Annotated in this window: 12 protein-coding genes and 1 tRNA gene; 8 read left to right on the plus strand and 5 right to left on the minus strand. The window is 35.8% G+C overall.

Going from position 1 to position 13,875, the window contains the following annotated elements; translation table 11 throughout:
- Positions 1-430 precede the first annotated feature (430 nt).
- Together FEZ18_RS08230 and FEZ18_RS08235 are read left to right on the plus strand one after the other, a co-directional pair.
- Positions 431-793, plus strand: a complete 363-nt coding sequence (locus FEZ18_RS08230; RefSeq protein WP_153267886.1) for an MmcQ/YjbR family DNA-binding protein — start codon at positions 431-433, stop codon at positions 791-793.
- A 52-nt stretch (positions 794-845) separates the two neighbouring features.
- A complete protein-coding gene (locus FEZ18_RS08235) occupies positions 846-1,424 on the plus strand; it encodes a PhnA domain-containing protein (RefSeq protein ID WP_153267887.1) in 579 nt (192 codons plus the stop codon).
- Between the two features lie 173 nt (positions 1,425-1,597).
- Here FEZ18_RS08235 and FEZ18_RS08240 read toward each other — a convergent pair whose 3' ends face one another.
- Positions 1,598-2,446, minus strand: coding sequence for an AraC family transcriptional regulator (locus tag FEZ18_RS08240; protein ID WP_153267888.1), 849 nt, complete (start codon positions 2,444-2,446; stop codon positions 1,598-1,600).
- Positions 2,447-2,809: 363 nt separating this feature from the next.
- On the opposite strand from FEZ18_RS08240, the gene FEZ18_RS08245 reads away from it, so the two are divergent.
- The 4 genes from FEZ18_RS08245 to FEZ18_RS08260 all read left to right on the plus strand — a co-directional run bounded on the left by FEZ18_RS08245 (position 2,810) and on the right by FEZ18_RS08260 (position 9,534).
- Positions 2,810-5,068, plus strand: a complete 2,259-nt coding sequence (locus FEZ18_RS08245) for a S9 family peptidase (protein ID WP_153267889.1) — start codon at positions 2,810-2,812, stop codon at positions 5,066-5,068.
- A 257-nt stretch (positions 5,069-5,325) separates the two neighbouring features.
- On the plus strand, positions 5,326-6,618 hold the full coding sequence (locus FEZ18_RS08250) for an aminopeptidase P family protein (RefSeq protein WP_153267890.1): 1,293 nt from the start codon (positions 5,326-5,328) through the stop codon (positions 6,616-6,618).
- A gap of 12 nt (positions 6,619-6,630) precedes the next feature.
- The gene (locus tag FEZ18_RS08255; RefSeq protein WP_153267891.1) at positions 6,631-7,848 is read left to right on the plus strand and encodes a M24 family metallopeptidase; all 1,218 of its coding nucleotides are present in this window, start codon (positions 6,631-6,633) and stop codon (positions 7,846-7,848) included.
- A 360-nt stretch (positions 7,849-8,208) separates the two neighbouring features.
- Positions 8,209-9,534 (plus strand): S28 family serine protease, encoded by a 1,326-nt coding sequence (locus FEZ18_RS08260; protein WP_153267892.1) that lies wholly within the window; start codon positions 8,209-8,211, stop codon positions 9,532-9,534.
- Positions 9,535-9,691: 157 nt separating this feature from the next.
- On the opposite strand, the gene FEZ18_RS08265 is transcribed toward FEZ18_RS08260, so the two are convergent.
- Together FEZ18_RS08265 and FEZ18_RS08270 are read right to left on the minus strand one after the other, a co-directional pair.
- Positions 9,692-10,186, minus strand: a complete 495-nt coding sequence (locus tag FEZ18_RS08265; RefSeq protein ID WP_153267893.1) for a GNAT family N-acetyltransferase — start codon at positions 10,184-10,186, stop codon at positions 9,692-9,694.
- Positions 10,187-10,189: 3 nt separating this feature from the next.
- Positions 10,190-10,621 carry a YybH family protein gene (locus FEZ18_RS08270; protein WP_153267894.1) on the minus strand — a complete coding sequence of 144 codons (432 nt, stop codon included), beginning with the start codon at positions 10,619-10,621 and terminating at the stop codon, positions 10,190-10,192.
- 213 nt (positions 10,622-10,834) lie between these two features.
- Here FEZ18_RS08270 and FEZ18_RS08275 point away from each other — a divergent pair, with 213 nt between their 5' ends.
- Entirely contained in the window at positions 10,835-11,113 is a 279-nt protein-coding gene (locus FEZ18_RS08275; protein WP_153267895.1) for a hypothetical protein, read from the plus strand.
- Between the two features lie 56 nt (positions 11,114-11,169).
- Here FEZ18_RS08275 and FEZ18_RS08280 read toward each other — a convergent pair whose 3' ends face one another.
- Entirely contained in the window at positions 11,170-12,036 is an 867-nt protein-coding gene (locus tag FEZ18_RS08280) for a DMT family transporter (RefSeq protein ID WP_153267896.1), read from the minus strand.
- A 123-nt stretch (positions 12,037-12,159) separates the two neighbouring features.
- Positions 12,160-13,548, minus strand: a complete 1,389-nt coding sequence (locus FEZ18_RS08285; protein ID WP_153267897.1) for a dipeptidase — start codon at positions 13,546-13,548, stop codon at positions 12,160-12,162.
- A gap of 180 nt (positions 13,549-13,728) precedes the next feature.
- On the opposite strand from FEZ18_RS08285, the gene FEZ18_RS08290 reads away from it, so the two are divergent.
- A tRNA-Leu gene (locus FEZ18_RS08290) sits at positions 13,729-13,810 on the plus strand.
- Positions 13,811-13,875: the final 65 nt, after the last annotated feature.

Consider the following 13,875-nt stretch of genomic DNA (forward strand, 5'->3'; position numbering starts at 1 on the left):
CTGTTGTGTCTTCTATTCCTGAGGGTGCTACTTATTTCTTTAGAAAATCACCTCAGTATTAATTTTTATTAAAGAGGCATAAAAGAAAAATGCTACTAAACCCTAATTGTAAATTAAATTGGAAAGTGACTTTAAGATGATAATTTTATTTAGTAATTTTATAATTAATGTCCAACTAAAAACGGTTTAGAATCGTTAATCTCTTTAAATTAAAACAAAGAACTTGACGCGTCTTTTAAAATGATATCATGTTTATATAAAACATTTATAAAGAGTTCGATGAGATGTTTTATTAATTAACTCACTTCTGCCAATCAGTTAGTTAGAATCTAGTCTAGGTTCTAATGTCTAAAAGCGAAGCGGTCTTATGTCTTTTATCGGACATTAATGTAATTTTAAATACTTATAAATTAGCATTAAACGTGTTTTTATGAACATAGAACAGCTTCGAGACTATTGCATTTCAAAAAAAGGCGTCACAGAAGGCTTTCCTTTTGATGAAAACGCCTTGGCATTTAAAGTGTTAGGAAAAATTTTTGTCATCACCACTTTAGACAGTTGGGAAAACCGCGAAGCCACTATTAATTTAAAAGCCAACCCAGAATACTCCCAAGAGTTAAGAGCTGCATACAGTAGCATTCGACCAGGGTTTCATATGAATAAAAAACATTGGAACTCGCTATATCTCGATGAAGGCGAATTAGAAAACAAACTCATTTTAAAGCTTATCGATCATTCTTACGATTGCGTTGTTAAAACATTACCTAAAAAACTTCAAGACACCTTAAAGTAGCACATTTGCCTAATGTGCTTTTAAGCTGTATTATTGCAAAAAGTAAAATACCATGAGTTTATTACAAACACTACAAGAACGAAGTAATAATGCTTGCGAATTATGCACAGCTACCGAAAATTTAGAGATATACGAAGTGCCACCAACATCTACTGCTGGTGTCGATGGCAGTTTACTGGCTTGTACCACCTGTATCGCTCAAATTAATAATCCAGAAACTACAGATGCCAACCACTGGCGTTGTTTAAACGATAGTATGTGGAGCGAGCACCAAGCTGTAAAAGTGGTGGCTTGGAGAATGCTAAGCCGATTAAAAGCAGAAGGTTGGCCACAAGATTTGCTGGATATGATGTATTTAGAAGATGATGTTCTAGAATTTGCAAAAGCTACGGGCGAAGGTATCGATGAGGCCGATAAAATAATTCACAGAGATGTAAACGGTGTGGTTTTAGAAGCTGGAGATTCGGTGGTTTTAATAAAAGACCTTAAAGTAAAAGGCTCTAGTATGGTTGCCAAACAAGGCACAGCGGTTAGAAACATTCGTTTAGACCGTGATAACGATAAATATATTGAAGGTAAAGTAGGTGCCACTCAAATTGTTATAATTACCGATTACGTCAAGAAATTATAAGGTTTTGGATTTAAATTAGACATAATCGACTTAAGACTTTATGACTTAAGACTAAAATACTTGTATTAATTATAGCTTTAGGATTAATGGAAGCATCGAATTATCATCAATCGAGAATTTTAGATCCTTTTGTCCTATGTCAAATTCTATGAACCAATATTATTAATTCGCTTTTAGCGGTAATTGTTTTTCTTGTATTGCGACGGACTCATTTTTTTAATAATTCTAAACTGCCTGTTGAAATTAGACATATTATTGAATCCTGTTTTTTCGGCAATCTCGGAAACAGAAAAATCGTTGTCTGATAGTAAAAGTCTGCAAGCTCGTTCTAGGCGTACTTCGTTTAAAAATTGGATATAGGTTTTATTAGTACATTTTTTAAAGTACTTGCAAAACGCGTTTTTGGTCATACTAGAAACCTCGGCAATGGTATCTAAACTAATGTCGTTTTGAAAGTTGTTCATGGTATATCCAATAACACGTCGCATTCTTTGGCCTTCATTTGCCGAGAATTTTTTCTCATAGACAAAAGAAGATAAGCTCTTGTATTTGCATTTTGAAGTGATTTTTAAAATTTGAAGCAGGGCAATAAATCGGTTTAATTTAGTGGTTTTTTCAATCTTAAAAAACAAGTCTATCAAGGTTTTTTTTTTAGATGTTGCTTTAAAGCCATGCTTAGCACGTTTAAAAAATGCAGTAAGTTCTTTTAAGTCTTCTAACTGAAAAAAGTCAGTACCAAAAGAATTTTCAGTAAAAAACAAACTTAACATGTGCGATTTGCTAGACGCATTCAAATTACTTTTAAAAACGTGTGGTAAATCGCTTCCTATTACTAAAACATCATTGGCTTTGTAGTAATTAATAGAATCGCCAACAATTAAAGTGCCTTCGCCTTCAACAATAAAACTAATTTGAATTTCTTCGTGTTGGTGTAGTTTATCGTAAAACGAAGTACCATAATCCCGCTGAAAAACAAAGGCGTCATTAAGTTGTTTTGGTATGCTAAAAGGAAGTGCTTTCAAATAATTTAGTATTCTGTAGTTCCGATAAGAAAGTTTAGGCAAAAATACATAAATAATATGCTATTTTAAATGTTTTAGTTCATTATTGGATAGTTTAATATATATGTGCGAGTAAAAACAACTGGTTTATCACATTAAACTTTAAGGATTAAAGGCTTTTATCAAGTCTCATGTATTGGTCATCTAAAAAAAGATATTAAATTAGCGGCTTGCGTTAAATGTATGCTGGTATTAACATGGTAAAGGCTGTTACTTCCCATAACCATTTATTTTAATACATAAGAGGCTTAATTTTTTACAATGAATCATAGCCGGCTATCATCATTTTAAAATGTTTTAAACTTAAAAAATTAAAAAATAAAAATGAAACACATATCTGTTTTACTACTGGCGTTATTGTGGAGCTTAACCCCTGTGCAGGCACAACAACTTACTAAAAACGATTATAAACGTGCTGTAGGTTTTATGCACGATAATTTTAATAACAAAACGGTATTTAACCTCAATACCCCTGTGCATTGGTTTAAAGATAATTCTGGGATTTGGTTTGTAGATTATAGTAAAGACAAGAAAACTTATAAAACGGTTAATTTTAAAACTTATAAAGTCGTCAACCTTTTTAATCACGATAAGTTAGCAAAAGCTCTATCGCAATTCGCTAAAAAGCCAGTTGAAGCATATGCCATTTCCATTTCTAATATTGAAAGCTCTAAAAAAGGCAATCTAGATTTTACTTTTGAAGAAGAGAAATACCGTTTAAACCTGAGGTCTTATCAAATTCAAAACATAGAAAAAAAGCAAGAAGAAGCACCCGATGCTTTTGAAAAAAAATCACCCGACGGAAAATGGATTGCTTACACCGAAGCTTACAATCTGTTTATTAAATCGACTGAAACTAACGCGGTACATCAATTAAGTTTCGATGGTAAAAAAGGGTATGAGTATGGTACTTATTACGGTTGGTACGATACAATTGAAGGCGAAAATGGCGAACGACCAAAGCGTTTTAGCGTAAGTTGGTCTCCAGACTCGAAGTGGATTTCTACAAATCTCGTAGATTTTAGAAATGCCGAAAAAATGTATTTGCTAGACCATAGTATCGATTCGCTCTACCGTCCAAAATTACTGTCGTACTATCGTGGTTCGCCTGGCGATACTACCATGGTAAAGGTAACGCCTACTTTCTTTAATGTCGAAACCAAAAAACAAGTACATAGCAATTTACCAACCAATACGCATATTAATGCGGTTTCTATTCAAAGCTTAGATAAATCTGGAACCTTCTTGGCAAGCTATGCCGAGCGTGGTTATAAAAGAGAAGTGGTGAAGCATATTGATTTGAACCATGGGAAAGAAGAAACCTTAATAGAAGAAACCAGTGAAACGAATATTGATAACTTTTGGTTTAAAATGTTAGATGATAACCAAAACATCATCTTTTTATCGGAGCGTAGTGGTTGGAGACAGCTCTATATGGTTAATATACAGACTAAAGAAACTAAAGCTTTAACGCAGGGTGATTACTACATAAATTCGGTAGTTTATACCAATACAAAAAACGAGGAGATTTATTTTCTAGCCTCAGGAAAAGAGGCTGATAGCAATCCTTATCATCAAAAGCTTTATAAGGTTGGTTATAATGGCGATGTTACGAATTTAACCCCAGAAAACACACATCATATCGTCAGTTTTTCAAAAGATGGTAAGTATTTTGTAGATAATTATTCAACCATAAGCATCCCGACTACATCCGTTTTAAGAGATTCGAAAACGGGTAAGATACTGGCTAATTTAACGCGTGCCGATGTTTCGCAAGCCGAGGATATGGGTTGGAGAGCTCCAGAGCCTTTCTCATTAATGGCTAAAGATGGTAAAACAACTATTTACGGCGCTTTTTGGAAACCCACAAATTTTGATGCTTCAAAAACTTATCCCATAATTGATGCGACTTATACAGGGCCACATACACAGCGTTTCCCAAAATCGTTTAATCGTGCTTTCGATAATCAGTCTCTCGCCGAATTAGGTTTTATCGTGGTTCAAATTGATGGTCTTGGCACAGCAGGACGCTCAAAAGCCTTTCTTAACCACTCGTACAAAAACATGAAAAATAATTTGGAAGATCATGTGCTGGCTATAAAACATTTAGGTAAACAATATACTTGGGTAGATACAAATCGCGTTGGAATTTTTGGACACTCAGCGGGAGGTTACGATACAGGTAGAGCCTTATTGGCTTTCCCAGATTTTTATAAGGTTGGTGTCGCCAGTGCTGGAGATCACGATTTTAGAATGGAAAAAGCTTGGTGGCCAGAAATGTATCAAGGTTGGCCAGTAGACGAAACGTACGAGACGGCCTCCAATATCACTAACGCCAAAAATTTAAAAGGGAAGCTGTTATTGGTACACGGCGGTATCGACGAGAATGTAAACCCTTCGGCAACTTTTAAATTTGCCGAGGCTCTAATAAAAGCCAATAAAGATTTTGATTTGTTAATATTACCAAACCAGAGGCATGGTTTTACAGGAATACACAGAAAATATTTTATTAAAAAACGTTGGAATTATTTTGTTGAACACCTATTAGAAGCCAAACCAATTTGGGATTTCGAATGGGAATAATTGGTGTTGTTTTGTAATACGGCATCAAATGAAAAACGTTTTAAAAGTATAATAAATTTGTTTTATTTTGTAATAGAGACCTAACAGGTTTCAAAAAAATGTTAGGTCTTTATTATTGTGAGAATGATTAGTTGTTAACGTTCTAAATTTATTTTCGCTCAGCGCATCATTTTATTTCTATTAATAAGAAACAAAAAAATTAAAATCCGTAATATCATCCGAATAAAAAATCATTATTCAGAAAAATCATTAAAACCATGAGATACCATCCAATTTCAAATACGCTTTTCATAAAAAACAGAACACAGTTTTGTTCTAAAATGAAAGCCAATACCATTGCCATTTTAAGCTCTAATGATGTCAAGCACAACAATGCCGACGATGTTATGGGGTTCACTCAAAACAACGATTTGTTTTACCTTTCTGGAATCGACCAAGAAGACACTATTTTAGTTTTATATCCCGATGCGTACAAAAAAGAAAACCGCGAAATAATATTTATCAAGAAAACCAGCGAGCTTATTAAAATTTGGGACGGTGAAAAATTAACCAAAGCACAGGCCACTGAAATATCTGGAATTACCCGTGTAGAGTGGATTGAAGACTTCGAAATGGCATTGCAATACATGGCTTTTGAGGCCGACGGTTTTTATTTAGGACATAACGAACATTTAAAACGTGCCACAAAAGACCAACAAACCCAACAAGACAGGATGATTGCTTGGTGCAAACAAAAATACCCCTTGCACGACTATTATCGTGCCGCAAAAATCACACGTCAATTGCGTCAAATTAAATCGGAAACCGAAATAGAATTAATCCAAAAAGCGGCCAATATTAGTGTGGCATCCTTCAAACGGGTCTTAAAAGCTTGCAAACCCAATATTAAAGAATACGAATTAGAGGCCGAGTTAACTTATAATTTAATAAAATCTGGAGGCACTAGACATGCTTTTAATCCTATTGTGGCCTCAGGAAAAAATGCCTGTGCGCTTCATTATATTGCCAACGATGCCCTTTGTAAAGATGGGGATATGATTTTAATGGATTTTGGGGTGTGTTATGCCAACTACAACAGCGATACTACACGTTGTTTTCCTGTAAACGGTAAGTTTTCAGAACGACAAAAAGAAGTATATAGCTCGGTTTTAAAATGCTTAAAAGATGGCAGTAAGCTTTTAAAGCCTGGTGTAATCCCTTCTGATTACGAAAAGCAAATGGCCAGTTTAGTAGAAGCCGAATTGATTAAATTAGGACTATTAACTGCCGACGAAGTTCTAAACCAAGATCCAGAACAACCATTATATAAAAAATATTTTATGCATGGTACGGCGCATCATATCGGATTAGATGTGCACGATGTTGGTCTGTATTCGCGCCCACTAGAAGCGGGCATGGTTTTAACTTGCGAACCAGGCATTTATATTCCAGAAGAGGGTATAGGTTGCCGTTTAGAAAACGATTACCTTATCACAAAAGAGGGAAATATTAACTTAACTGAAGCGATGCCTATAGAAATAGAGGATATAGAAGCTTTAATGAATAATTAAAAATATAATTTTATGAGTACAATTGGAATTGGAGGATCAACAATCGAAGCCGAATTACAGGCCATAACACCAAGCGCCCATTTGGTAAAGCCTATTGCTAAAGAAGAATTTCAAACCCGAATAAATAAAGCTTGTAAGCTGATGAAAGCGAACGATGTGCAAGCCCTATATTTAAATGCTGGAACCAACTTGTATTATTTTACAGGGATGCGTTGGAATGCGAGCGAACGTATGGTTGGTGCTTTACTGTTTCCAAATGGTGACATTCATTTTATAGCACCACTATTTGAAGAGGGCACGATTTTAGATTTTATGAGTGTTGAAGGCAAAATTCATGGTTGGGAAGAGCATGAAAGTCCCTACCAATTATTTAATGATATTCTAAAAGAAAACGGCGTTCAAAGCGGGACTATTTTTATTGATGAAACCACGTCTTTCTTTATATCAGATGGTATAGCGCAAGCATCGCCCGCCTTTACGTTTACTAATGCTAACCCGATTATTTCGGCGTGTAGAATGGTGAAGTCTGAGGCCGAAATAGCAATTATTCAACATGCTATGAATATTACTTTAGAAGTCCAAAAAGCGACAGCTAGAATTTTAAAAGTGGGTATTAGCGCTCAGGAAGTAGTCGATTTTATCCATGAAGCACATAAGCGTTATGGCATTGCTTCGGGCTCTTATTTTTGTATTGTGCTGTTTGGAAAAGACACCTCGTTTCCGCATGGTGTAAAAACGCCTAAGAATTTAGAGCAGAACGAGATGGTTTTAGTCGATACGGGTTGTATGCTTCACGGTTATTTGTCAGATATTACAAGAACCTATGTGTTTGGTGAAGCTAACGATGCACAGCGACGCATTTGGAATATTGAAAAAGAAACCCAACAAGCGGCTTTTGATGCTGCACAATTGGGCAGTAGCTGCGAATCTTTGGATTATGCTGCGCGTAAGGTGTTAGAATCTCATAATTTAGGGCCAGATTATAAACTGCCGGGATTGCCACATCGCGTAGGGCATGGTATTGGCTTAGACATTCACGAATATCCCTATATTGTAAGAGGCGATAAAACTGTTTTAGAACCTGGAATATGTTTTAGTAATGAGCCTATGATTGTGGTACCTGATGCTTTTGGAGTACGCCATGAAGACCATATTTATATGACTGAGAACGGACCAGAATGGTTTACAAAACCTATGCACAGTATTGAAAATCCGTTTGGGATTTTATAGTAAATGGGAAGTTGTGTTCCGCATTTAAAGGTTCGAAATGGTATAAAATCAACACACTATACAATTTTTAGCACATGACATATTTTTAGCGAACGAGCCTAAATGCTTCGTTATCGCGGTGTTGTGGTGGTAATGGAGACCTAACAGGTTTCAGAAACCTTTTAGGTCTTGATTGTCAAGAGTTTAAGGCAGGGTATTATATAATTATGAAAGGTTTTAAAAACCGCTTAGGTCTTGAATATCCTGTAAGTATAAAGTTGTTCGTGTTTTCCAATTGATTTTTATACAAAATCGAATCAACGATCACAAAGCACATTAAAATTGAACCATAGTCATTTCAAAAATTAAAAGAATTACAAAATGAATACAATACGAAACATGATCTTGCTATTTGTGGTAGGTTTAACTCTTAATGGCTGCAAAAAAACGGAGCCTAAACTCGAGGGCTTGGCTTTTAAAGCGCAGCTAGAAGTTTTATTTCCTTCGGCAGAAATTAGTTCGATTACCGTTCAAGATCATTTCAAAGAAGCCTTTCAGCTCATTTTAAAGCAACCTTTAGATCATAATAATTTAGAAGCGGGCACTTTTAACCATTATATTTATGTGTCGCATTCAGATTATTCTAAACCAACTGTTTTAGTGACTGAAGGCTATAGCGCGAGTCCAAGAACTTACGAGTTAAGTCAGGTTTTACAATCGAATCAAGTTATGGTCGAGTATCGATTTTACGGTAAATCCAGACCAGAGCCCATTCCTTGGGAGTATTTAAAAAACGATCAAGCGGTTGAAGATTATCACAGTATAGTTACCAAGTTAAAGCAGCTCTATAAAAACAAATGGATTTCTACAGGAATTAGTAAAGGCGGCGAAACAGCATTAATCTATAAATCTAAATACCCAAACGATATGGATGTGGCTGTGCCCTATGTAGCGCCTTTAATAAACACTCAAGAAGATATTAGAACAGAAAATTTGATAAATACCGTTGGTACCAAGGCTTGCCGAAACAAGATTTCACAATTCCAAAGGCATGTTTTAACCCATAGAGATGCTGTTTTAAAAGATTTAAACGCTTACGCGGAAAAAGAAAACATGACCTTTACGCAAGTTCCCATGGCTGAAGCTTTAGAGTATGCCGTATTGGAATTTCCGTTTTCGTTTTGGCAATGGGGTGGCAACTGCGACGATATCCCAACCGAAGGGGCTTCTACAAACGCGTATTTCGAGTATTTAATTATAATCTCGGGTATGGGGATGTATAATGATGAAGGATTTAATCGTTATTTACCATCATTTTATCAGCACATGATCGAGTTGGGGTATTATAAATTTGATTTAGAGCCCGTAAAAGATTTATTACAAGTTGTAAAATCACCTTCAAATAAAAGATTTGCGCCTAGCGGAGTGGATTTAACCTACAACCCAGATTATATTAAAAACGTAAGGGAATTTGTTGAAAACATGGGCAATCATATTTTATATATAAACGGCGCTTACGATCCTTGGGGGGCTTGTGCGCCTACTCCAAAACCACATGTCGATGCTTTGAAGATGGTTTTAGAAGGCGGTCATCACGGCACTCGAATTAAAGATTTCTCTGAAGAAGACCAACAGAAAATTTACGATAAACTGCGGGAGTGGTTAGGAGATAAGGTGGAAGTGTTTCCTATTAAAGCATCGAAATAGTGTTTTATAAATTTAAGTTAAGTACACGACAAAAATTAATTTTGAGCGCTAAGCACTATCAATTTTCGATCGATTAGAGACCTACCAGGTTTTAAAAACTTGGTAGGTCTTTATTATGAATTAAACATAAGGCGCTAAAAACATGTTACTTATGTTTTTATGAAAGCTTATCGGGTACTAAAACATCGAAGTTTTCAATATTTAAACGCATGTTTATTAAGTGTTTTTTAAAGCCTACTTTTTCGTAGGCTTTTATTGCTGCTATATTATCATGATAAACATCTAACTTAATTTCATAAACCCCGCGTGATTGGCACCATTTTAATAAAGCGTTCATTATTAATTGGTTAAGCTGTTTGCCTCGGTGTTTTTCCGATACAAACATAAACCCAAGATAACCTTGCTTGTCGTGTTTTAAGTAAGGTTTATCGGGTTTAATTTTGGCGTAACCAGAGGCTACAATTTGCTTGTTAATTTCTACAACAAAAACGACTGAGTTTTCACTAGTAATCAATTCAGAAAGGTCGTAATAGGTAATGTGTTCAGCTTTAAGTGTCGTATCAAAAGATCTTTCGGCTTGAATTATGCCTTGTTCAAACTCTAATAAAATGGGTAAATCCTTTAAAGTGGCTTTTCTAATAGTGCTATCCATAATTTAACAAGTGGTATCTGCAATAATTTTCCATTCGCCCTTAATTTTTTTAAACACGAGCATAAAAAAACCACTGGCACGGCCTACGCTTCTTTTTAAATGGTATTCGCCTAGAACAAAGTAGGCACCTTCTCTTATTTTACTAATATCGTTTATTTTAAAATTCAATTCTCCTGTATGTTCTGGGCTTGGGTATCTTTTTTTGTAGCCCTCTAAGGTGTTTTTCCAGCCATAAGTTAAGCCGTTACTACCGTAAAATTTAAGAGAGTCGTTTTTCCAATAGCCTTGCATATAGCCCTCAAGATTATAGTTAGACCATGCCGTTTGTTGAGCCTTTAAAACGTTTTCAATTTCCTTTTTGTCCTCCTGTTCTGAAGATTGCGCCAAGCTAAAAAAAGATGTTGCGATGAATAGTGCCGTTAAAAGATGCTTCATAGTTTTTTGATTTTGATAGTTGTAAATATATAAAAACTTGAGGTGCAGATTGTTGTTTGTCGATTAATTTAGCATGTATTATACTTTCGTCTATCGTTAAAATCTATTCGTCGATTAAATAGTTAAGCTTCTGTTAAAGTTGTTTATTTTTAAATGTCTGACCAGGTATGTGGTTTGGTCATATTTTTGTTTAATTATCAAAACAGCTTCATTATGGAATTAGAGATTACACACTTCAACAATTTTTTCACTATTAAAGGAATTTTAAACAAACGTAATTTAGACGTTTTTAATGCAGAATTTTCATCAATTTTTGAACGTTTAGATAGCCTGACCATTAGTATTGAAAATGTGGAATGGATGGACAAGTCTGGCGTTAATGCTTTGGCAGATTTGCATTATGAGGCTTTAGCTAAAAACAAAAAAATGGCTATTGTTGGTTTAGGGTGTAAAGATTTGTACGAGCATTTTAATAGTAACGCCTTAGTATAAAAGCTCTAGTTTTTAAACAGGAAACACTTCAACACAAATAGTCGGTATCGCGTTGGTTAAGCATTGTCTTTTTTTGCTAAGACACTCTCGATAACAACGGTAGCTAGAATTAGTGCCCCTCCAAGATAGGTATTCATTTCAGGCTTTTCATTTAAAAAAAGGAGTGCAATTACAATACCAAAAACGGGCTGAGCACTACCAATAATGCTAGCCGTACTCACCGAGAAATATCGAAAACTTCCAATAAACATCGAATGTCCAATGGCTGTTGTAACTAGCCCTAATAGGATAATGTATGGGTATTGGGTTTGTATGTTCGTACTGTCCATGGTAAACATGACCGGAAGTAAAATAATACTAACTATTAAGACTTGTTGCATCATGAGTGTAGTACCATTGTACTTGGCAACGTGGCGTTTTAAAATGAGGTTTCGTAAGGCGTAACAAAGAGCTGATAGTAAACCAAATAAAACACCGCTAAAATGGGTGTTCTCGAAGTTAAAATCTGGTGCGAGTATATAAATCCCGAGTAGAACCATGAGTGCCATAACAATATGTATGGGATTAAATTTAGATTTGGTAAATACTGGTTCTAATAGGGCTGTAATTACAGGAAAAGTAAATAAAGACAGCATGCCTATGGCAACATTCGATAATTTTAAGGCATGAAAATAAGTAAGCCAATGGGCGCCCATTAATAGCGCACTTAAAATAATACTGGGCGCATCTTTAAAAGACTTAATTGTTATACTTATTTTTTTATAACGGCAATACATAAATAAAAATACTGCAGCCAGAGCACTTCTAAACCAAATAATAACTGGCGTAGGTAAATCGATAAATTTACCAAGAGCACCAGAGGTGCTCATAAAAATTGTAGCTAATAAAAGTAGAAAAAGATGGTTTTTATGTTCTTTGTACATGTTCTTACGCCTGATGTGTTAGGGATTGTAGTGGAAATCCTTTTGCTTTTTTTGCAAAAGATTGCAACGGAAAGCGCGACCGCCTTTTGCTCTTAAACAGCAAAAGGCGGTAACACCCAAAAACTATTTAGATAATTCGGCAAAATACTTATAAAATAGTGGGATAGTTTCTATGCCTTTTAAGTAGTTAAATACACCGAAATGCTCGTTTGGTGAGTGAATAGCGTCGCTATCTAGGCCAAAACCCATTAAAATAGTTTTACTTTTTAATTCTTGCTCGAACAGTGAAACAATTGGAATACTGCCTCCGCTGCGTTGCGGAATAGGGGTTTTTCCAAAGGTGTCTTGATAGGCTTTACTTGCCGCCTTATAACCCATGCTGTCTATTGGTGTAACATAGCCTTGACCACCATGATGTGGTGTTACTTTTACGGTAACGCCTGCAGGAGCAATATTTTCGAAGTGGGTTTTAAACAATTTTGTGATCTCTTCCCAATCTTGATTAGGTACTAAACGCATGGATATTTTGGCATAGGCTTTACTGGCTATAACAGTTTTTGCACCTTCGCCAGTATAGCCGCCCCAAATACCGTTAACATCTAGGGTTGGACGAATAGAATTTCGCTCGTTAGTGGTGTAACCCGCTTCACCGTATACGGCGCTAATATCTAAGGCCTTCTTGTAGTCCTCTAGATTAAAAGGCGCTTTTGCCATTTGGGCACGTTCTTCTTTCGAGAGCTCTTCAACCTTATCGTAAAAACCTGGTATGGTAATATGATTGTTGTCATCGTGAAGAGAGGCTATCATTTTCGATAAAACGTTTATAGGATTGGCCACAGCGCCACCATATAAACCCGAGTGTAAATCGCGATTTGGTCCTGTAACCTCAACTTCAACGTAGCTTAATCCCCGTAGTCCCGTTGTTATAGAAGGCACATCTTGTGCTATCATACCCGTATCTGAAATTAAAATAACATCGTTTTTTAACTTCTCTTGGTTTTCTTTTACAAATATAGCGAGGTTTGGACTGCCCACTTCTTCTTCGCCTTCTATCATGAATTTAACATTGCAAGGCAATTGATTAGTACGTGTCATAAACTCCAACGCTTTTACATGCATGTACATTTGACCTTTATCATCGCAAGCGCCCCTTGCAAATATGGCTCCTTCTGGGTGTGTTTCTGTTTTTTTAATAACAGGATCGAAAGGGGGGGAGTGCCATAGATTTAACGGATCTGGAGGTTGTACATCGTAATGTCCATAAACTAGAACAGTGGGAAGGTTTTTGTCTATAGTTTTTTCGCCGTAAACTATTGGGTATCCCGCAGTTTCGCATATTACAACATGGTCGCATCCTGCTTCTTTAAGACGAATTGTAACCTGTTCGGCGGTTTTAAGGACCTCCTTTTTATAAGCCGAATCTGCACTAATTGACGGAATTTTTAAAAGGTCGATAAGTTCGTCTAAAAATCGTTGCTGGTGTTCTTTGATATATTCTTTTGTGTTATCCATGTCTTGTTATGTATCGCTTGTTGAGCAAAAATAGAAAAAAAGAATGTTTTTAATGCTAAAGGTGTTTGCAATTTAAAAATGTTGTTTATATTTGCAGTCCTTAACAGCGGGCGTGGTGGAATTGGTAGACACGCTAGACTTAGGATTTAACCTAATAAAAGTTCTTAAAATATTGAAAAAGCGGATGTGGTGGAACTGGTAGACACGTCAGACTTAGGATCTGATGCCGCGAGGTGTGCAGGTTCGATTCCTGTCATCCGCACTTTTTCAACTGCAAAATTGCAGTCATAAAACCTCTCATTTCTGAGAGGTTTTTTTGTTTGGGTA

The organism is Oceanihabitans sp. IOP_32 (genome assembly GCF_009498295.1).
Classification (GTDB): Bacteria; Bacteroidota; Bacteroidia; order Flavobacteriales; family Flavobacteriaceae; genus Wocania; species Wocania indica.